Origin of the sequence: Rossellomorea sp. SC111, assembly GCF_024733565.1 — a bacterium.
Classification (GTDB): Bacteria; Bacillota; Bacilli; order Bacillales; family Bacillaceae_B; genus Rossellomorea.
On the sequence record NZ_JANIOC010000029.1, the window covers coordinates 1 to 18,831 of the forward strand.

General features: G+C 43.5%; 21 protein-coding genes, 1 tRNA gene, 1 other RNA gene and 1 other annotated feature. Of the genes, 14 read left to right on the plus strand and 9 right to left on the minus strand.

Features of this window, described 5'->3' with window-relative positions; all coding sequences use genetic code 11:
• Positions 1 to 267: hypothetical protein (locus NQ095_RS22330; RefSeq protein WP_258265534.1), on the minus strand; the 267-nt coding region annotated here is incomplete at its 3' end.
• 379 nt (positions 268 to 646) lie between these two features.
• Here NQ095_RS22330 and NQ095_RS22335 point away from each other — a divergent pair.
• A complete protein-coding gene (locus tag NQ095_RS22335; protein ID WP_258265535.1) occupies positions 647 to 1,132 on the plus strand; it encodes a glutathione peroxidase in 486 nt (161 codons plus the stop codon).
• Between the two features lie 33 nt (positions 1,133 to 1,165).
• Here NQ095_RS22335 and NQ095_RS22340 read toward each other — a convergent pair whose 3' ends face one another.
• Positions 1,166 to 2,101: a YaaC family protein gene (locus tag NQ095_RS22340; RefSeq protein WP_258265536.1), complete on the minus strand. Its 936-nt coding sequence runs from the start codon at positions 2,099 to 2,101 to the stop codon at positions 1,166 to 1,168.
• A 112-nt stretch (positions 2,102 to 2,213) separates the two neighbouring features.
• Between NQ095_RS22340 and guaB the strand changes: the two genes are divergently transcribed.
• The 6 genes from guaB (at position 2,214) to NQ095_RS22370 (ending at position 9,145) form a co-directional block, all read left to right on the plus strand.
• Complete coding sequence (guaB, locus tag NQ095_RS22345) at positions 2,214 to 3,677, plus strand: IMP dehydrogenase (protein ID WP_258265537.1); 1,464 nt, start codon at positions 2,214 to 2,216, stop codon at positions 3,675 to 3,677.
• 230 nt (positions 3,678 to 3,907) lie between these two features.
• A complete protein-coding gene (locus NQ095_RS22350) occupies positions 3,908 to 5,227 on the plus strand; it encodes a serine hydrolase (RefSeq protein WP_375162874.1) in 1,320 nt (439 codons plus the stop codon).
• A 639-nt stretch (positions 5,228 to 5,866) separates the two neighbouring features.
• Entirely contained in the window at positions 5,867 to 6,748 is an 882-nt protein-coding gene (gene pdxS, locus NQ095_RS22355) for a pyridoxal 5'-phosphate synthase lyase subunit PdxS (protein WP_148996631.1), read from the plus strand.
• 11 nt (positions 6,749 to 6,759) lie between these two features.
• Complete coding sequence (gene pdxT, locus NQ095_RS22360; RefSeq protein WP_258265539.1) at positions 6,760 to 7,350, plus strand: pyridoxal 5'-phosphate synthase glutaminase subunit PdxT; 591 nt, start codon at positions 6,760 to 6,762, stop codon at positions 7,348 to 7,350.
• 52 nt (positions 7,351 to 7,402) lie between these two features.
• Positions 7,403 to 7,612, plus strand: a binding site (T-box leader).
• 49 nt (positions 7,613 to 7,661) lie between these two features.
• On the plus strand, positions 7,662 to 8,936 hold the full coding sequence (gene serS / locus NQ095_RS22365) for a serine--tRNA ligase (RefSeq protein WP_258265540.1): 1,275 nt from the start codon (positions 7,662 to 7,664) through the stop codon (positions 8,934 to 8,936).
• 116 nt (positions 8,937 to 9,052) lie between these two features.
• A tRNA-Ser gene (locus NQ095_RS22370) sits at positions 9,053 to 9,145 on the plus strand.
• 106 nt (positions 9,146 to 9,251) lie between these two features.
• Here NQ095_RS22370 and NQ095_RS22375 read toward each other — a convergent pair.
• From NQ095_RS22375 to NQ095_RS22400, 6 genes are all read right to left on the minus strand, one after another.
• Positions 9,252 to 9,614, minus strand: a complete 363-nt coding sequence (locus NQ095_RS22375; RefSeq protein WP_258265541.1) for a hydrolase — start codon at positions 9,612 to 9,614, stop codon at positions 9,252 to 9,254.
• A 2-nt stretch (positions 9,615 to 9,616) separates the two neighbouring features.
• Positions 9,617 to 9,970 (minus strand): hypothetical protein, encoded by a 354-nt coding sequence (locus NQ095_RS22380; protein ID WP_258265542.1) that lies wholly within the window; start codon positions 9,968 to 9,970, stop codon positions 9,617 to 9,619.
• Between the two features lie 118 nt (positions 9,971 to 10,088).
• Positions 10,089 to 10,757 carry a deoxynucleoside kinase gene (locus NQ095_RS22385; RefSeq protein WP_044340684.1) on the minus strand — a complete coding sequence of 223 codons (669 nt, stop codon included), beginning with the start codon at positions 10,755 to 10,757 and terminating at the stop codon, positions 10,089 to 10,091.
• Positions 10,741 to 11,397 (minus strand): deoxynucleoside kinase, encoded by a 657-nt coding sequence (locus NQ095_RS22390; RefSeq protein WP_060675048.1) that lies wholly within the window; start codon positions 11,395 to 11,397, stop codon positions 10,741 to 10,743. The genes NQ095_RS22385 and NQ095_RS22390 overlap by 17 nt, the downstream gene beginning before the upstream one ends.
• A gap of 231 nt (positions 11,398 to 11,628) precedes the next feature.
• On the minus strand, positions 11,629 to 12,915 hold the full coding sequence (locus NQ095_RS22395; RefSeq protein WP_258265543.1) for a glycoside hydrolase family 18 protein: 1,287 nt from the start codon (positions 12,913 to 12,915) through the stop codon (positions 11,629 to 11,631).
• A gap of 78 nt (positions 12,916 to 12,993) precedes the next feature.
• Positions 12,994 to 13,533 carry a cysteine hydrolase family protein gene (locus NQ095_RS22400; protein WP_258265544.1) on the minus strand — a complete coding sequence of 180 codons (540 nt, stop codon included), beginning with the start codon at positions 13,531 to 13,533 and terminating at the stop codon, positions 12,994 to 12,996.
• An 88-nt stretch (positions 13,534 to 13,621) separates the two neighbouring features.
• Here NQ095_RS22400 and tadA point away from each other — a divergent pair, with 88 nt between their 5' ends.
• From tadA to NQ095_RS22435, 7 genes are all read left to right on the plus strand, one after another.
• On the plus strand, positions 13,622 to 14,110 hold the full coding sequence (tadA, locus tag NQ095_RS22405; protein WP_258265548.1) for a tRNA adenosine(34) deaminase TadA: 489 nt from the start codon (positions 13,622 to 13,624) through the stop codon (positions 14,108 to 14,110).
• 98 nt (positions 14,111 to 14,208) lie between these two features.
• Positions 14,209 to 14,473, plus strand: an RNA gene (gene ffs, locus NQ095_RS22410) — signal recognition particle sRNA large type.
• A gap of 151 nt (positions 14,474 to 14,624) precedes the next feature.
• Positions 14,625 to 16,313, plus strand: coding sequence for a DNA polymerase III subunit gamma/tau (gene dnaX / locus NQ095_RS22415; RefSeq protein WP_258265545.1), 1,689 nt, complete (start codon positions 14,625 to 14,627; stop codon positions 16,311 to 16,313).
• A gap of 25 nt (positions 16,314 to 16,338) precedes the next feature.
• A complete protein-coding gene (locus tag NQ095_RS22420) occupies positions 16,339 to 16,665 on the plus strand; it encodes a YbaB/EbfC family nucleoid-associated protein (RefSeq protein WP_375162873.1) in 327 nt (108 codons plus the stop codon).
• Positions 16,666 to 16,676: 11 nt separating this feature from the next.
• Positions 16,677 to 17,273, plus strand: coding sequence for a recombination mediator RecR (recR, locus tag NQ095_RS22425; RefSeq protein WP_034766119.1), 597 nt, complete (start codon positions 16,677 to 16,679; stop codon positions 17,271 to 17,273).
• A gap of 17 nt (positions 17,274 to 17,290) precedes the next feature.
• A complete protein-coding gene (locus NQ095_RS22430; RefSeq protein ID WP_044340677.1) occupies positions 17,291 to 17,509 on the plus strand; it encodes a YaaL family protein in 219 nt (72 codons plus the stop codon).
• A gap of 62 nt (positions 17,510 to 17,571) precedes the next feature.
• Positions 17,572 to 17,835 (plus strand): pro-sigmaK processing inhibitor BofA family protein, encoded by a 264-nt coding sequence (locus tag NQ095_RS22435; protein WP_258265546.1) that lies wholly within the window; start codon positions 17,572 to 17,574, stop codon positions 17,833 to 17,835.
• A gap of 69 nt (positions 17,836 to 17,904) precedes the next feature.
• On the opposite strand, the gene NQ095_RS22440 is transcribed toward NQ095_RS22435, so the two are convergent.
• Entirely contained in the window at positions 17,905 to 18,384 is a 480-nt protein-coding gene (locus NQ095_RS22440; protein WP_258265547.1) for a PaaI family thioesterase, read from the minus strand.
• Positions 18,385 to 18,831 lie beyond the last annotated feature (447 nt).

Sequence of the window (18,831 nt, forward strand, 5' to 3'; positions counted from 1 at the left end):
GCTCTTCAGCGCCGATGGTAGTTGGGGGATCTCCCCCTGTGAGAGTAGGACGTCGCCAGGCAAATTGGAAAAAAGAGTAGCTCTAAGGGCTGCTCTTTTTGATTTATCTTTTTTAGGAACAGAATGTCTGCCTGTTGACCGAGAAGGAATGCGATAAAAAATTAGTATACTGGTGAGGACCACGCGAAGAAAATTCGACACGTTGGCATGATTCTCGTTAAAATCGGCATGATTATTCCTTAGCAATAAATGAGGTAAAATACGCATAAAAGGAAAATATGACTCAATTAACTTCCCTCCCCTTTTCTCAACATTGCGAGATCCCTGGTAAAAGGCTTGTAATCTTGCAAATTTAAGCCTTTTGTTAAATCTATACCACTTTTTTAACTACTGACGCACATATTTGGGTTCTTTCTGTTTTGAATCAAAGTGTGATGCTAAAATACTAAGGGTTTATAAAATTTTCTTTAACCTAATAACCGAATCCAGTAGAAGTACAAAATCGGATATCAGTCATCTGACCACCTCTTTGCCTATTCATCCACACATCTATACAATTCACCTACCACACCCACTAAAAAATTGCTATCTCCCAACCTCCTAACGTATTATTTAAGTATGAGAGTATGAACAAGGAGAGAAAAACATGACGACAATTTATGATTTCACTGTTAAGAGGGCGAATGGATCTGTGACGTCGCTGGACGAGTATCGGGGGAAGGTCATGCTGATTGTGAACACAGCAAGTAAGTGTGGCTTTACCCCCCAATTTGAAGAGCTTCAGGGACTGTATGAAGAGTATAAAGAAGAAGGGTTTGTCGTACTGGGATTTCCGTGTGATCAATTCATGAATCAGGAGTTCGATAATCAAGATGATATTATGGAGTTCTGCCAGGTTAATTATGGAGTATCATTCCCGATGTTTGCGAAGGTCGACGTAAAGGGGAAGGAAGCTCACCCACTGTTCACATTCTTAACCCGAGAGAAAAAGGGTGTCCTTCTTTCAAATATTAAGTGGAACTTTACTAAGTTTCTGGTTGGGAAAAATGGTGAAGTATTTGATCGGTATTCTCCACAAACCAATCCTCGTAAAATTGAGGATGATATTAGAAGGTTACTTCAGGAAGAATAGAGAAAGAGGAAAGGCCTGACCTTTCTCCTTCTCCTATGTTTTATCCTTAAGGATCTTGAGTAATAGATAAGGTGACTTTTCTGTTGTTACATTGAGAAAGGTCGTAATGATTGGATAGTCTTCATTGGTACGGTTTTTTAATAACTCCACCCACCACTCGGTCTCGTACCGGGCAATCATGCTTAGATTATATAGAATGGCATAGTGGATGAGCACTTCAGGTATACTTGATGCTTCGTTTCGTATTCCCGGCAGCGCCAAACGGTTTTTGCTTAAATGCCATCTGACAGGTAGTTGTTCCTCAGGGCTGGAGGCGTGTATGCTGTCATTTGTAATCCAGATTGAATCCCCTGTTATTTTTTCGTTCATGTATTGTTTAAATAAAGACCCGGACATATGAAAGTGGGATAGTAAGGACTCGTCGATTCTCAGTTCGTGCTGGTTGGTAAACCAGAACATGGTTTTCTTTTTGAGCAGAATGAGAAATGCTTCTTCGAGTTCAGGTATTTGTACAAGCAGGTCTTCCATTTTGTATTTTTCTCCGATGATATGTTTCACGTGGAACACGAGGCCCGAGAAATGTGAGAAGAGGCCGTTTTTCTGAACCTTTACCTCATCCTGTAGAAACCTGTACTGCTGTTTCTTTCTTTTTCTTGAGGTAATCCCATGAGCAAGAACTGTAGTTGTTTCAGGGTATTCCGGATCTTCTGTCAGGACAATCGCTTTAATAAAATGAATGTATCCATAAAAAAGCAATATGGGCTTTAGTGAAAAAGGAGACATCATGGCTTGTTTATAATAAAGTTCTCCTTGTTCCAGGTAATACATGAATGGATAACAGTTGTCATAGCTCTTTACTTCAGCTTGAATGGAACCCAGTTTTTCGTAACATTTTTTTAGAAACTTCTGGGAGTATTCTGCTGATTGAAAATAGTGAATGAAGTCCCAGTGCTGACAAATTTCGTTCAAGAGATCACCTTCTAATTATTCTGAAAAGTTAAATTAATCCTATTCTTCTTGACAGTATTTTAACCAATTGATAACCTACTAATAATATTTTGGGACTAGGGAGGCCGAAAACATGTGGGATTCTAAATTTGCTAAAGAAGGTTTAACGTTCGACGATGTGTTATTATTACCAGCTAAATCAGAGGTGTTACCAAAGGATGTAAACATCTCTGTTGAATTAACGGACTCAATTAAGCTGAATGTTCCTGTCATTAGTGCAGGGATGGATACTGTAACCGAAGCTGAAATGGCGATTGCAATGGCTCGAACAGGTGGACTCGGTATCATCCACAAGAATATGAGTATTGAACAGCAGGCTGAACAGGTCGATAAAGTAAAACGTTCCGAAAGTGGAGTTATCTCTGATCCATTCTTTTTAACTCCGGATCATCAAGTCTTTTCTGCGGAGCACTTGATGGGCAAGTATAGAATTTCCGGTGTTCCGATTGTGAACAACGAGCAAGAACAGAAGCTTGTCGGGATTTTAACGAATCGTGACCTTCGCTTCATTCAGGATTATTCGATTCAGATTTCGGATGTCATGACGAAGGAGAATCTTGTAACGGCTCCAGTCGGCACTACCCTAGAAGAAGCGGAAAAAATTCTTCAGCAATATAAAATTGAAAAGCTGCCATTGATCGATCAAGAAGGAACACTTAAAGGATTGATTACGATCAAGGATATTGAGAAAGTCATCGAGTTCCCGAATTCGGCTAAAGATGCTCAAGGACGATTATTAGCAGGTGCGGCTGTCGGGATTTCAAAAGATACCTTAACTCGGGTGGAGCATTTAGTGAAAGCCCATGTGGATGTCATTGTGATCGATACGGCTCACGGTCATTCCGCTGGTGTCCTTTCTATTGTTCGTGAAATACGTGAAGCTTATCCAACGTTAAATATCGTAGCAGGTAATGTAGCGACGGCTGAAGCGACAAGAGAATTGATTGAAGCAGGTGCAGATGTGGTCAAAGTGGGAATCGGACCTGGTTCGATCTGTACAACCCGCGTTGTTGCAGGTGTGGGTGTTCCACAAATTACCGCTGTTTATGATTGTGCAACCGAAGCAAGGAAGCATGGTAAGAGCATCATCGCCGATGGAGGCATCAAGTATTCCGGTGATATCGTGAAAGCCCTGGCAGCCGGAGGACATGCAGTCATGCTTGGTAGCTTATTGGCAGGGACATCTGAAAGCCCCGGTGAAACGGAAATTTTCCAAGGTCGACGCTTTAAAGTATACAGAGGGATGGGCTCTGTCAGCTCCATGGAAAAAGGATCGAAGGACCGCTATTTCCAAGAAGAAGCCAAAAAGTTCGTTCCAGAAGGCATCGAAGGGCGTATTCCTTATAAAGGACCTTTAGCTGATACATTGTACCAGCTGGTCGGAGGCTTGCGTTCGGGTATGGGGTATTGTGGAACAAAAGACTTATTCGACTTAAGAGAAAAGGCGCAATTCATTAAAATGACAGGTGCAGGGCTTCGTGAAAGTCACCCCCATGATGTTCAAATTACGAAAGAAGCACCAAACTACTCTTTATAAGAAATTAATGACAAAAGCTGATCAGAATTTCCTGGTCAGCTTTTTTTTGTGTAAATGAAAGGTTATTCTTCGCCTTTTTTAGAGGCCGCAAGTCCCTTGACCTATGCCAAAACTAGTCATATTCTCTGTCTATTCTTACCTTTGGAACTATGTTAAAATAACGAAGGTGTACATAAAATCTTGGAGGGCTAACAGTGAAAAGAAGTTGGATTCAAAAATCTTTTGTTTGTATGATGGTTTTTATGATGGCAATGAGTATGGTACAGAAACCTGCCAATGCTCAAGGTGACTTGGACGTAAACGCAAAAGCTGCGATTTTAGTAGAAGCAAGTACAGGTAAGATTCTTTATGAAAAGAATTCCGACACTGCTCAAGGAATTGCAAGTATGACGAAGATGATGACGGAGTACGTGTTACTTGAAGCGGTTAAAGAAGGTAAAGTGAAATGGGATCAGACATACACAGTTCCGACAAAAATTTCGAATATGTCCCATAATGATAATCTGAGTAATGTTCCATTAAGAGAAGAGGGTACATATAAAATCAAAGATTTGTATGAGGCCATGGCAATTGAATCTGCAAATGCTGCAGCAATGGCTATCGCTGAAACTGTAGCCGGATCTCAAGAAAAGTTTGTTAAAATGATGAATGATAAAGCCAAGGAACTGGGCTTGGAAAACTATAAATTTGTCAATGTGACTGGATTGAATAATAAAGATTTAGCTCCTTATGTGGATCAGGTCGTAGGCGGAGCGGATGAAGAAAATGTGATGTCTGCGAAAGATACCGCAACGCTTGCTTATCGATTGATGAAAGATTATCCTGAAATTCTTAAGACATCAAGCATCGCGAAGAAAACATTCGCTGAGGGTACTGAAGATGCTTTCAATATGAAAAACTGGAACTGGATGCTTCCTGGATTGATTCGTGAATATGAAGGTATGGACGGTTTAAAAACCGGTACGACCGATTTTGCGGGTGGATGTTTCACCGGAACAGCTGAAAGAGATGGAATGCGTTATATTACAGTGGTGATGAACGTGGATATCAGCTCTGGAGAAAATTCTTATGACGCTCGATTTAATGAAACAAGAAAAATGTTAGATTACGCTTTTTCTAATTTTACAATGGAAGAAGTCCTTCCTGCTGACTACAAAGTAAAAGGACAAAAAACACTTCCAGTGCAAAAAGGAAAAGAAAAAGAAGTTCAAATCAAAACCGATTCTCCATTAAGCATGGTGGTTAAGAACGGTGAAGAGGATCAATACAAGCCTAAATTTGTATTGGATAAGAAAAAGCTGAATGATGACGGTGAACTGACGGCTCCTGTAAAAGAAGGGGAAAAGGTCGGGTATGTCATGCTGGAAGCGAAAGGCAAGAAAGATTTAGGTTACCTTACGGATAAGGGGACGAATGCATCAAAAGCATCTGTCGTCACAGTGGATAGTGTAGAGAAAGCAAACTGGTTCGTCCTTTCCATGAGAGCCGTAGGTGGTTTCTTCGGAGACATCTGGGATTCCATTACCTCTACAGTTAAAGGCTGGTTCTAAAATGAATGAAACACCAAGACTTATGTTGGACAGGTCTTGGTGTTTTTTATAATTGAATTGTTGTAGGTGATTCTACAAGGGGACTGAAGGAATGCTTGTCGGGCCTGACCAAGCCGCTTCCGCTTTTCGAGATGTCTAACTCCGCCTCCTAGCTCCTCGAGGTCACTTTTAGAAAATCCCATAAGGCAAAGAACGCCTTTTGGGATATTCTAAAAGTGCTTGTCGGAGCTAAACAGTCGGCTTCGTTTTTCGTCTTGTCCAGCTCCGGGGCTTAGAGGCTCGAGGTCATAAGCCGAACATGCCAAAAAGGCAAAAGGCGCCTTTCAGGCATGTTCGTCTTATGCTTGTCGCCTCTGAACAAAGCCCCTCCGCTTTTCGTCTTGTCCAGCTCCAGCGGCTAGGCCCTCGAGGTCATAAGCTAAATATGCCAAAAAGGCAAAGAACGCCTTTCCGGCATATTCATCTTATGCTTGTCGGGCCTGACCGAGCCGCTTCCGCTTTTCGTCTTGACATAAGCTTGTTTTTATTGTTTATTTAGCAGTAGGGTTACATAATCATTCCGATTGTTTTAGTCACGTTTTCTTCCTTTTTTGGGAAGTTGTGGGGCAGACAAGGGATAAATATAAGGGGGATATAGATATGAATACTGGTACAGATCGTGTAAAAAGAGGTATGGCTGAAATGCAAAAAGGCGGCGTCATCATGGACGTTGTCAATGCAGAGCAGGCAAAAGTTGCTGAAGCTGCAGGTGCAGTTGCGGTAATGGCTTTAGAACGAGTTCCAGCAGACATCCGTGCTGCAGGTGGAGTGGCAAGAATGGCAGATCCTCGTATTATTGAAGAAGTGATGGGTGCCGTGTCGATTCCAGTAATGGCGAAGGCTCGTATCGGGCATATCGTTGAGGCTAGAGTCCTTGAATCAATGGGTGTTGATTATCTTGATGAAAGTGAAGTATTGACGCCGGCTGATGAAGAGTACCATTTAAATAAAAGAGATTTCACGGTTCCTTTCGTATGCGGATGCCGTGATTTAGGGGAAGCTGCCCGCCGTATCGGTGAAGGGGCATCTATGCTTCGTACAAAGGGTGAGCCTGGAACAGGTAACATCGTTGAAGCGGTTCGTCATATGCGTAAGGTAAATGCTCAAGTACGTAAGCTAGTGAGCATGAATGAAGATGAGATCATGACAGAAGCAAAGTTACTGGGAGCTCCATACGAATTATTGTTGGAAATTAAAGAAAACGGACGTTTACCTGTTGTAAACTTTGCTGCAGGCGGAATTGCCACACCAGCTGATGCTGCCCTTATGATGGAACTTGGAGCTGACGGAGTATTCGTAGGTTCTGGTATCTTTAAATCAGAGAACCCTGAGAAATTTGCAAAAGCGATTGTAGAAGCGACTACTCACTACCAGGATTACAAATTGATCGCAGAGCTTTCTAAAGAGCTTGGTGTAGCCATGAAGGGTGTAGAAATTTCTTCAATTTTACCTGAAAACCGCATGCAAGATCGTGGATGGTAAGGTGTGACTCTATGTTGAACATCGGTGTATTAGGACTTCAAGGTGCCGTCAGGGAGCATGTACGTTCAATTGAAGCCTCTGGGGCCAAGGCGGTCGTCGTGAAGCGTGTAGAGCAACTGGAAGAGATTCAGGGGCTCATCATACCTGGCGGGGAAAGCACAACCATGAGAAGGCTGATTGATCGCTATGGCTTTATGGAGCCTTTAAGACAATTTGCAGCAGCAGGGAAGCCTATTTTCGGAACATGTGCCGGTTTGATTCTCTTAGCGAAGCATATCGTCGGTTACGATGAACCTCATCTTGGGGTGATGGATGTGACAGTGGAGCGCAATTCCTTTGGCCGTCAGAAAGAGAGCTTTGAAGCGGATCTTTCGATTGCCCATGTAGGAGAAGGATTCAATGCCGTCTTCATTCGTGCGCCCCATATCGTGGAAGCTGGAGAAGATGTTGAAATCCTGGCGAAGCATAACGAACGCATTGTGCTAGCTCGCCAAGGACAGTTCCTCGGCTGTTCATTCCATCCTGAATTGACGGATGATCATCGTTTGACCGCTTTCTTCGTTGAAATGGTGAAGGAAAGTATGGAGAAAACAATCGCATAATTCTATTGCAAAATGGAAAACATTGTAGTAGATTATGAAATAACCAATAAAATTTAAATCGTTGATAGGAAATAGTAGTAAAGAAGGCTTGCTAAAGAGAGTCGATGGCCGGTGCGAATCGATGCAGGAGCTTTACGAATCCATCCTTGAGTGAAGTACTGAATGAAGTAGGTATTTTCGGTGATTCCGTTACCATCTCTTAAGAGGAAGATGCGAGAGCGTCTTCAATTAGGGTGGCAACGCGGAAACCTCCGTCCCTTTTACCAGGGATGGGGGTTTTTTATTATTTTATAAAAAGGAGAGAAGCTAACATGTTAGACATTAAATATTTACGTAACAATTTGGAAGATGTAAAAGCACGACTTCAGCACCGTGGTGAGAACCTGGAGGACTTCGATAAATTTGAAGAGCTTGATAAGAGAAGAAGAGAGCTTCTTGTTGAAAGTGAAGATCTAAAGAGCAAGCGTAATGAAGTATCTCAACAGATTGCCGAGCTGAAAAAAGAGAAAAAAGATGCTCAGGATATGATTTTGGAAATGCGCGAAGTCGGTGCCATGGTAAAAAAATTGGATGATGAATTAAGAGGCATCGAAGAAGAGCTTGAGCGCATCCTTCTTTCTATTCCAAACATCCCCCATGAAACGGTACCTGTTGGGGAAACGGAAGATGATAATATTGAAGCCCGTAAATGGGGAGAGGTTCGGGAGTTCGACTTCGAAGCCCAGCCTCACTGGGATGTGGCAACAAATCTTGGGATCCTTGATTTCGAACGTGCAGGAAAAGTGACGGGAAGCCGTTTCGTTTTCTATAAAGGCCTTGGCGCAAGACTTGAAAGAGCCCTTATCAACTTCATGATGGACCTTCACATGGATGAGCATGGCTATACGGAAATGATTCCTCCATTCCTTGTGAATCGAGCGAGTATGACAGGGACAGGTCAACTTCCAAAGTTTGAAGAAGATGCTTTCCGAATCGAGAGTGAGGACTACTTCTTAGTCCCGACGGCAGAAGTGCCTGTAACGAATTATCACCGCGATGAGATCCTGAAGGCTGACGAGCTGCCTGTGAGATATGTGGCATACAGCGCCAACTTCCGCTCTGAAGCGGGGTCTGCAGGACGAGATACCAGAGGGTTGATCCGTCAGCATCAGTTCAATAAAGTCGAGCTAGTGCGCTTTGTGAAGCCGGAGGACTCTTATAATGAGTTAGAGAAATTAACAGGTCACGCTGAAAAAGTTCTTCAGCTACTTGGCCTTCCATACCGCGTATTATCTATGTGTACAGCGGATCTAGGCTTCACTGCAGCCAAAAAATACGATATTGAAGTCTGGATTCCGAGTTACGGGACGTACCGCGAGATTTCTTCTTGCAGTAACTTTGAGAGCTTCCAGGCGAGACGTGCCAATATCCGCTTCAGAAGAGAGCCGAACGCGAAACCTGAACATGTGCATACGTTAAATGGATCTGGTTTGGCAATCGGACGTACAGTTGCCGCAATTCTGGAAAACTACCAGCAGGAAGATGGCAGTGTCATTGTACCAGAAGCCCTTCGTCCATATATGGGTGGCGTGGAAGTCATTAAATAAAGTCTTTTGTTCACGAAAAGAAGTCTCACGTTAATCAGTGAGACTTCTTTTAAATTTCTTATGAAATATGCTTGACTCTTATTTGTACACCATGTTATTATAATTCTTGTCGATACGGAGGAATACCCAAGTCCGGCTGAAGGGATCGGTCTTGAAAACCGACAGGGGTGTAACAGCCCGCGGGGGTTCGAATCCCCCTTCCTCCTCCATTGATTTTTTTATAACCATCGCGCATAAACTTTGGAGATAGAATTCGTTACATTTTATGTAACGAATTTTTTTGTTTTATCCCCATGTCAAAGGACCTGGTACCTCTTACTTAAGGTTCTCTATGTCTTCTCTTACATGGTGATCGGACGTGTTATCGAGCACACCGATCGCAGTAATATGACTGCGTGCTTCCTCATCCCCCAGCAAATAAATCTTCGCATAAATATCCCTCATGGATTGATCATAATGGGTATCTTCAGGTGAATTATGATACTGGCGGAATGGAACCTGAGCGCGTCTCATGGTCGACATGTCATCATCATAATTATCGTTAAAGAGCATTTTAAGCTCATTCACCTCTGTAGGGGTTGCGAATATCCGAAAGCTTGGACTGGCGTTTTGATTCGGATCCTGCAGAATATCCCCACTGCTGATATCAACAAAATAGGTTTGTTTCGATTCCATCATCTCTACATCTCCTTCACCGATTGTTTGTTACTACCTATACCTCTTTTCGAATGGAAATAAACGGATGGGTGCTTCATCGTTTCCTTGAAAGAAGCGAGTGGTGGTTGATTTCCGCTCCAGGTGCTCGCTTTCCGCGGGGCTGGCGGTGAGCCTCCTCGGGCTAAAGCCCTGCGGGGTCTCACCTGTCCAGCTACTGCGGCTAGCCCCTCGAGGTCATAAGCTAAATGGTCCAAGAAGGCAAAACAACGCCTTCTTCTTCCATTCATCTTATGCTTGTCGGGGCTGTTCGAGCCGCCTCCGCATTTCGTACTCTCCAGCGTTTCCCGCAGGAGTCGAGCACCTTCCGCTCCAATCAACTTTCCAAAGCCAGTGGCAAGAAAAAACCAAAAAAAGACTACTCCTGCTAATGGCTAGGAGTAGTCTTTTGTATATCTTATGATTGTTGGGTCAAACTATGGCGCCTCCGCTTTTCGTTTAACTCTTTAACATTCTCGTCTGTTCGATGAAGTAGCCGATTCTTTCGACGATTGGTTCGATGGAGTTTTGGTCGTTGACGAGGTCGTATTCGCTGATGTCGAGTCTCAGGACGGGACATGCGTTAAAGGAATTGATCCAGTTTTCGTAACGCTCGTGCATTTCTTCCCAGTAGGCAACAGGTGTTTGCTGTTCCATCGGGCGACCTCGCTCACGGATGCGATCCACGACATTATCAATGGATCCTTCAAGATAAATCAACAGATCAGGGTGCGGAAAGTATGGTGTCATGACCATGGCATCAAAGAGGCTTGTATAGGTTTCATAGTCGATTTCACTCATATTCCCTTTTTCATAATGCATGCGGGCGAATATGCCTGTATCTTCGTAGATGGAGCGGTCTTGGATAAAGCCGCCGCCGTATTCAAAGATTTTCTTCTGTTCTTTAAAGCGTTCTGCCAGGAAGTAGACTTGAAGGTGAAAGCTCCAGCTTTTAAAGTCCTGATAAAATTTATCGAGATAAGGATTCGTATCCACTTTTTCAAATGACGTCCGGAAGCCCAAAGCATTGGCCAATCCGTTTGTCATGGTGGATTTCCCGACACCGACCGTTCCGGCAATGGTGATCACGGCATTGTTCGGGATCCCGTATTTAGTGCGAAGATTCATGATAGTGAACTCCTTTTTTCAGTGTAGTTTCTAATTGAGTAAGAATATGGTCCAGATCTTCTTTGTTTTGAACGAAGTCTACGTGGTCGCCATTGTAGCGAAGAACAGGGATATCCGGGTGGGTTTCTTCGAATGTATTCATATATTCTTCATAATCAAGTGATAGCTGCTTCAGGTAAAGAGGGCTGATTTTTTTTTCGAAATCACGTCCTCTTTTTTCGATGCGCTTCAGTAGCGTATCCAGGCTTGCGTTCAAGTAAATGACCACATTGGGTCTCGGCATATCTGAAGTCAGGATGTCATAGATGTTGAGGTATTTCTTGAATTGTTGTTCATCCTTCAACGTGCGTTTTGCGAAGATGATGTTTTTAAGAATATGATAATCTGCAACGACAGATTTGTTCTGAGATAAGTAGTGTTTCTCGATATCTTCTAATTGTTTATATCGATTGCATAAGAAAAACATCTCTGTTTGAAAGCTCCACTCTTCAATGTCATCATAAAATTTATCTAAGAATGGGTTCTCGTCTACGATTTCTTTAAGCAGGTGAAATTGAAAATGATCGGAAATCGCTTTTGCAAGAGAGGTTTTTCCTATTCCAATCGGGCCTTCAACGGTAATGAAAGGAATGCGCCCCATTAATTGTCCTCCTCATATTACGGCAATCTTTTCTCGAATATAATGTAAAAAATTACGACAGGAATTATTGTAACACAATATATGGATGGTTTGTTCAGGATATTTCCTGTGATAGAGAAAACACATCACCTTCATTATATCGGCTCCCTGTTAAGGAAATTTTATGAAGACGCACATAAAAAGCTGGTGGATAGGTGTTTATAGATTTACCTATCCATCAGCTTCTATTAATCATCTTTTTACAACGTTGAAATTGTCGGAAATTAACAGCCAATTTTGAGGGAAAGAGAGACCAAGCTTCCAGTAGCTCATCCCCCTCAATTTCAATTCTTTCATGAGGTCGAATTTGGCCTGGATGCTCCGTGCATCTTCAAACCAAACTTCATGATCTTTTCCGGTGCCTGCATCACGGTATTTGAAGAAGGGCGCCTGCGCTTTTTGATCATAATCGATTTTGACATTGTTATCAGATGCTATCTGGATTGCCTGTTGAGGACTGATGGCTTTAGCTGTACTTCCCTGTACGAAGGGGAGTGTCCAATCATAACCATATAAATTCTGCCCCATGAGAATCTTGGATGGAGGCATTTCAGAAACGGCATATTCAAGAACATCCCGAACCGGTCCGATAGGGGATACCGCCATGGCGGGACCACCACTGTAACCCCATTCGTACGTCATGATTACCACGAAGTCGACAATTTCACCGTGGGCTTTGTAGTCATGGGCTTCATACCATTTCCCTTTTTGATCCGCGCTGGTCTTTGGAGCCAGGGCGGTTGATAGCAGCCAACCTTCTTGATTGAAACGCTGTTTTGCCTTTCGTAAAAATTGGTTGTAGGCTGCTTTGTCCTGTGGACGCAAGTACTCAAAGTCAAAATGAATATCCCTGAATCCATATTTTTTAGCGGTCTGGACTACGTTATCCAGAAACTTATTCTGGATATTCTGATCGGTTAATAATATTCTGCCCAGCTCATCACTGAATGTCCCTTCCTCTTGGTTGGTGATGGCCATCATCATGACATTATTATTGTCTTTCCCCGTTTGAATGAGGTTTCCGAGTGGAGGTTCTTTCAAAGTGCCATCCCGCTTCGCCTGAAAACTGAATGGAGCGAGATACGTGAGGTAGGGGGCAGCTTCCTTGGCGCTTTGCTCAAGGTTCGGGGCCACTTCCTTTCCGTATGGTTCAACATAGCCATTAAACTCCGCTTTCACCTTGGGTTTCTGTGGGATGTATAAACGAAACCCCACCTGTAGAGGCTGATTAGGAGAGATCCCATTCACCCGTGCCAGTTCCTGATAAGGGACACCGGTCTTTTGACTGATGCCCCAAAGACTATCCCCTGATTGAACAAAATAAAAACTTCCTATAATGGGGATGACCAGTGATTGGCCGATCACTAAGTTATTGGGGTTCGGCAATTTATTTGCCTCCACTATATCGTTAACTGTTGATCCATACGCTTGAGCGATACCAAATAGAGATTGGTTCGCCTGGACAACATGTATTTGCATAAACAGACCCTCCTCTAATTCATTCACTATAATCAGCGTATGAAAAGGGAGGTTTGAATATGTTTTCAGGTAGAGATTTTATAAAATCTCGCGGGTAGGATCAATTTTTGCTTTTAATACATTTTTCATCATCGTCAAGGCATAGTGATTATCTTCTTCACTGACAGAAGCGATGGCATCACTGGGGACCATCAGGTTAAACTCTCTCATATAGGCATCATTGGCTGTAAAGAGTACACATATATTGCCGGCAATCCCCGTAATAATCAGGTTCTTGACGGATAAGTGGTGAAGAAGCGTGTTTAACGCCGTACCGTAAAAGGCAGAATGCTTCGGTTTAATAAGAAAGTAATCGTCTTCCATCGGTTGGAGAGAAGTCATGATGCTATCGCTCATTTTGTTATGACACTTTTGGTATATCTCTTTGTAATCTGCTTTCCAAAGCTCATAATGGTCGTTAATATAGATGGTAGGAAACTTATGTTTCATGCAATAGCGACGCAGGGAATTAATGGGGTCGACTATCATGGCGGTGTGTTGTGCCAGGGTTTCCCCGTGTTTGAAGTCAAATGGATTCATAATATCGATGACCAGGAGAGCGGTATTGTTAGGTATCATGTGAAAGCCCCTTTCCACTATAGTTTGGTGTGAATCGGGATATTTTATAAAGGATTGAGAAATAAATTTACAGGAGTACATAATGGGTATGAGAGAAGAACAGTTTATGAAAGAAGCACTGATAGAAGCAGAGAAAGCAGCCGCGATCCAGGAAGTTCCGATTGGCGCTGTGATCGTCATGGATGACGAAATCATCGCACGGGCACATAATTTAAGGGAAACGAGCCAAAATGCCATCACCCATGCCGAAACATTGGCGATCCAAGAGGCTTGTGAAAAGCTTGGCACCTGGCGTCTCGAAGGAGCGGAACTTTATGTCACGCTTGAGCCTTGTCCCATGTGCAGCGGTGCCATCATCCTTTCGAGAATAGAGAAAGTCGTTTATGGGGCAAAGGATCCGAAAGCAGGTTGTGCCGGAACACTGATGAATCTACTGGAGGATGATCGATTCAATCATCAGTGTGAAGTAATGCCTGGAGTGTTGTCGGAAGAGTGCGGTGGAATCCTTTCCCGATTTTTTAAAGGGTTAAGGGAGCGGAAGAAGGTTGAAAAGAAAATGGGGATGGATAGCCTGTAAATAACTTACAGCATTCCATCATTGCTTTTTACCGTAAATCCTAGTATACTTAATCTTGCGTCGCACTAATGACGCAACTAAATATGGTATCAATTTTGCCGTGCTAGGTGGGGAGGTAGCGGTGCCCTGTACTCGCAATCCGCTCCAGCGAGACCGAATTCCTTTCCGAGGCTCGCACTCTGTAGGGCCTGCCTCAAGTAAGTGGTGTTGACGCCTGGGTCCTGCGCAATGGGAATCCATGAACCATGTCAGGTCCGGAAGGAAGCAGCATTAAGTGGAAGCTCCCATGTGCCGCAGGGTTGCCTGGGCCGAGCTAACTGCTTGAGTAACGCCTATGGATGCTTGTCGACGAAAGGTGCACGGCAGTTTCATTTATATACAACAACTCATCCATTTCCGGATGAGTTTTTTGTTTGTGCAAAGGTTTAAAATGATCTCCGGTTTTCTTTGTAAAAGGGATTTACATTACGTTATAATAGAGACACTACAGTACATAAAAAGAGGGGGGAGTATTTTGGCATATCAAGCTTTATATCGTGTGTGGCGTCCTCAGTCATTTATTGATGTAGTTGGACAGCAACATGTAACGAAAACGTTGCAAAATGCCCTCCTTCATCAGAAGATTTCCCATGCCTATTTATTCTCGGGACCAAGGGGGACAGGGAAGACGAGTGCAGCGAAGATCCTGGCAAAAGCCGTTAACTGTGAACGTTCTCCTGTAGCGGAACCTTGCAATGAGTGCGATGCATGTAAAGGGATCACTGACGGTTCGATCCCTGATGTCATTGAAATCGATGCCGCCTCCAATAACGGGGTGGAGGAGATCCGGGACATCCGGGATAAAGTCAAATATTCTCCAAACGTCGTCGAGTATAAAGTCTACATCATCGATGAAGTTCATATGTTGTCCATCGGAGCATTCAATGCCCTCCTGAAAACATTGGAGGAGCCTCCGAAACATGTCATCTTCATCCTGGCGACGACCGAGCCCCATAAGATTCCCCTGACGATCATTTCGCGCTGTCAGAGATTTGACTTCAAACGGATCACGGCCATGGATATTGTGGGAAGAATGAGTCACATCGCGTCAGAATCAGGTGTCAATTTTGAAGAAAATGCCCTGACGATCATCGCAAGGGCTGCCGAGGGCGGGATGCGTGATGCCCTCAGCCTGCTTGATCAGGCGATCTCCTTCAGTCAGGACCGGGTCACAGTCGACGATGCCCTTACGGTAACGGGAGCCGTTTCTCAAGGTTACTTGAATACCCTGGCAAAAGCTATCTTAGAACGAGATGTAACAACCGGTTTAGGGGCCCTGGAAGAGCTCCTGTTTCAAGGGAAGGACCCTGCGAGGTTCGCAGAAGACTTCATCCTTTATTTCAGGGACATGCTGTTATACCAGACAGCCCCGAATCTTGAGGAATCACTGGAACGAGTGATGCTCGACGATGATTTCAAAGAATTGGCAGAGCGTACTCAGCCTGGACAGATCTATCAGTATATTGACGTCCTGAATCAGGCCGGTCAGGAAATGAAGTTTACGAACCATGCCCGGATTTATCTGGAGGTTTCCATCGTCAAGCTTTGTCAGATGGAAGCGCCTGTAACGGCTTCTTCGCCGGAATTGAATGATTTGATGAAAAAGATCAATCTTCTTGAAAAAGAAGTCGAACAGCTGAAGGCTAATGGAGTCAAGGTCCAAGCGGAGCCTGCTGCACAGACTGCGAAAAAACCGATCAGGGCAAAGAAAGGGTTCCGTGCCCCTACCGGTAAGATTCAAGAAGTACTCCGAACGGCCACGAAAGAAGATCTAAATCTTATCAAGAGCCGCTGGGGAGACATGGTGGAAACCTTAAATCAGCGTCAGATGCGTTCGCAGTCGGCATTATTAAATGATGCTGAACCTGTAGCAGCAACAAATGGTTCATTTGTGTTAAAATTCAAATATGATATCCATTGTCAGATGGCAATGGAGAATCAAGCTTTTACTTCGGCGATTGCTTCCATTTTGGAAGAGTTAACGGGAAATAGCTATGCGGCTATTGGAATTCCTGAAGATCAGTGGATGTCCATAAGGGAAGACTTCATCCGAAACTCGAAAACAGAGGATGGAGATTCATCCAGCGGGGATCAAGAAGAAGATTCACTCTTAACGGAAGCAGAAAAGCTGGTCGGTATGGATTTAATAGAACTTAACGATTAATATTTTCAATAATAAACTGGAGGTAATGATGATGCGTGGAAATGGAAATATGCAAAACATGATGAAGCAAATGCAAAAAATGCAAAAGAAGATGGCGGAAGCCCAGGAAGAATTGGGTGAAAAGCAAATCGAAGGAACAGCAGGCGGCGGTATGGTAACAGTCATCGTGTCCGGCCACAAACAAGTCATTGATGTTAAAATCAACGAAGAAGCGGTTGATCCGGATGATGTCGAAATGTTACAAGACTTAGTTCTTGCAGCGACTAACGATGCACTGAAGAAAGCGGACGAACTAACGAACTCAACCATGGGTCAGTTCACTAAAGGAATGAACCTACCGGGAATGTTCTAGGAGGCAAAAATATGCATTATCCTGAGCCTATATCAAAGCTGATCGACAGCTTTATGAAACTGCCGGGAATCGGGCCGAAAACTGCGGCCCGCCTGGCTTTTTTTGTTCTCAGTATGAAAGAGGATACCGTATTGGACTTTGCGAAAGCATTGGTCAATGCAAAACGTAACTTGAGTTACTGCTCCGTCTGTGGACATATAACGGATCAAGATCCCTGCTATATCTGTGAGGATCAAAGACGTGATCGCAGCATCATCTGTGTCGTGCAGGATCCTAAGGATGTCATTGCGATGGAGAAGATGAAAGAATATAACGGACAATATCATGTGCTTCATGGAGCCATCTCACCAATGGATGGGATCGGACCTGAAGACATTAATGTCCCGGACCTCATCAAGCGCCTTCAAAGCGATGAAGTTCAGGAAGTCATCCTGGCAACCAACCCCAACATCGAAGGGGAAGCGACTGCCATGTACATCTCCCGACTCGTCAAACCATCCGGTATCCGGATCACAAGGATCGCCCATGGATTGCCTGTCGGCGGTGACCTTGAGTACGCAGATGAAGTAACGTTATCGAAAGCCTTGGAAGGAAGAAGAGACGTTTAACGAAGGAGAGGATACCTATGTTTTTCCGGAAAAAAGGAAAGCTGAAAAAAGAGTATGACCAATCCTTGCTTCACGTTTTAGACGAAACGAAGGATCATTGGAATCAGCAGCGTTCCATCGATGAGATGAGTGTGGATTACAATCTGAACATCCACTGCCATTCAAAAATTGCAGAAGCCAAATATTTTTTTCTCTTTAGAGAAGCGAAACATAGAAAGATCGTCATAAAAAGGTAGACAACCATCATATCCTTTCAATAAGAGACTAAATTTGTTCTTTGTTGAGAGGAGAGAAGGGTATGAGCCCAGTTATCGTCATTACGGTGATCAGCGGCCTGATTGTCCTGCTGTTAGCGACCGGGACTCCAATCAAGCCGCTTCGGTTTGTTGGACAAGTCGCCATGAAGGTCATGATCGGAGCACTATTTTTATTCTTCCTGAACGCCTTTGGCAGTCAGTATGGAATACACGTTCCGATTAATGTCGCCACCTCATCTATTTCAGGGATATTAGGTATTCCCGGTGTAGTGGGACTTACGGTGATTCAAATGTGGATTTTATAGAATGATATGAAAAAAGCAGTCGTGATGTCAGGAAAGCTTCCTGAGTCTTGACTGCTTTTTTCTTTTATATTATTCACTCATAAACGTTTTTGGCATGACAACCGCCACTACTTCTCCGCGTGCGCACAGATTCCCTTCTGCGAACACTTCTGTTTCCACTTTGAATTTCTTTGGGTGAATTTCGTGAACCGTTCCAATCGCTTTTAGTGGAACATTGTGGGGCGTCGGCTTCATGAAATCAACTTGCAAGGAAGCCGTCACGAAGCGAGGAGGTTCCTGACCGTCACCGACCTCCCCGCCATTTTTTTTGTGAAGAGCGATGGCCGCTGAACCGGTGCCATGACAATCGATTAAAGACGCAATCAATCCACCATAAACAAAACCCGGTAAAGCAGTATGTTCCGACATTGGTGTATAGATGGTGACGGTTCGATCCCCTTCAACCCCTGTGCGGAAATGATGCCCCTCTTCATTCAGTCTGCCACACCCGTAACACCTGGCGAAATCATCGGGGTAATCATCCTGGATGGCTCGAATGACTTCGTTCATATTACATTCTCCCTTTCACATAAACTCTTTCTATAAGTACACTTCTATAAACGAGTTAAAATACCTTTATTAGATTAGTATATGACTTCTATGATTTTACACATATAAAGGTAACACACTTTTCATTCTATGATGGTGTAGACAAGAGCTGTACTGGGGGAGGAGTCGGATTGTTTTTTCTATTTAATAGAGAAACTAAAGCACCTTCTGAAATAATTAGTAAAAGATGCAAAAATAGTATTGACTCTCTTTAGTGGAAGATGCTATTATATTCCTTGTCGCCAAAACAAGGCGAGAAACAAATTTCAAAAAAAGCTTGACGCTTTATATCGAAAAATGTTATATTTAAGAGGTGCTCAAGAGAGCCCATCGAAATATTGAACCTTGAAAACTGAACAAAACAAGACAATACGTCAACGTTAATTCTAGATTTATTTTAAAGAGCTA

Bases quoted from the DNA above. Each gene is read 5' to 3' on its own strand.
- NQ095_RS22400 (WP_258265544.1), bottom strand. From the start codon at position 13,533: ATGATACCTAACAATACCGCTCTCCTGGTCATCGATATTATGAATCCA.
- NQ095_RS22395 (WP_258265543.1), bottom strand. From the start codon at position 12,915: ATGCAAATACATGTTGTCCAGGCGAACCAATCTCTATTTGGTATCGCT.
- NQ095_RS22430 (WP_044340677.1), top strand. From the start codon at position 17,291: ATGTTTTTCCGGAAAAAAGGAAAGCTGAAAAAAGAGTATGACCAATCC.
- NQ095_RS22420 (WP_375162873.1), top strand. From the start codon at position 16,339: ATGATGATGCGTGGAAATGGAAATATGCAAAACATGATGAAGCAAATG.
- NQ095_RS22350 (WP_375162874.1), top strand. From the start codon at position 3,908: ATGATGGTTTTTATGATGGCAATGAGTATGGTACAGAAACCTGCCAAT.
- tadA (WP_258265548.1), top strand. From the start codon at position 13,622: ATGAGAGAAGAACAGTTTATGAAAGAAGCACTGATAGAAGCAGAGAAA.
- serS (WP_258265540.1), top strand. From the start codon at position 7,662: ATGTTAGACATTAAATATTTACGTAACAATTTGGAAGATGTAAAAGCA.
- recR (WP_034766119.1), top strand. From the start codon at position 16,677: ATGCATTATCCTGAGCCTATATCAAAGCTGATCGACAGCTTTATGAAA.
- guaB (WP_258265537.1), top strand. From the start codon at position 2,214: ATGTGGGATTCTAAATTTGCTAAAGAAGGTTTAACGTTCGACGATGTG.
- NQ095_RS22390 (WP_060675048.1), bottom strand. From the start codon at position 11,397: ATGGGGCGCATTCCTTTCATTACCGTTGAAGGCCCGATTGGAATAGGA.
- NQ095_RS22440 (WP_258265547.1), bottom strand. From the start codon at position 18,384: ATGAACGAAGTCATTCGAGCCATCCAGGATGATTACCCCGATGATTTC.
- NQ095_RS22435 (WP_258265546.1), top strand. From the start codon at position 17,572: ATGAGCCCAGTTATCGTCATTACGGTGATCAGCGGCCTGATTGTCCTG.
- NQ095_RS22385 (WP_044340684.1), bottom strand. From the start codon at position 10,757: ATGAATCTTCGCACTAAATACGGGATCCCGAACAATGCCGTGATCACC.
- pdxS (WP_148996631.1), top strand. From the start codon at position 5,867: ATGAATACTGGTACAGATCGTGTAAAAAGAGGTATGGCTGAAATGCAA.
- pdxT (WP_258265539.1), top strand. From the start codon at position 6,760: ATGTTGAACATCGGTGTATTAGGACTTCAAGGTGCCGTCAGGGAGCAT.
- NQ095_RS22375 (WP_258265541.1), bottom strand. From the start codon at position 9,614: ATGATGGAATCGAAACAAACCTATTTTGTTGATATCAGCAGTGGGGAT.
- NQ095_RS22335 (WP_258265535.1), top strand. From the start codon at position 647: ATGACGACAATTTATGATTTCACTGTTAAGAGGGCGAATGGATCTGTG.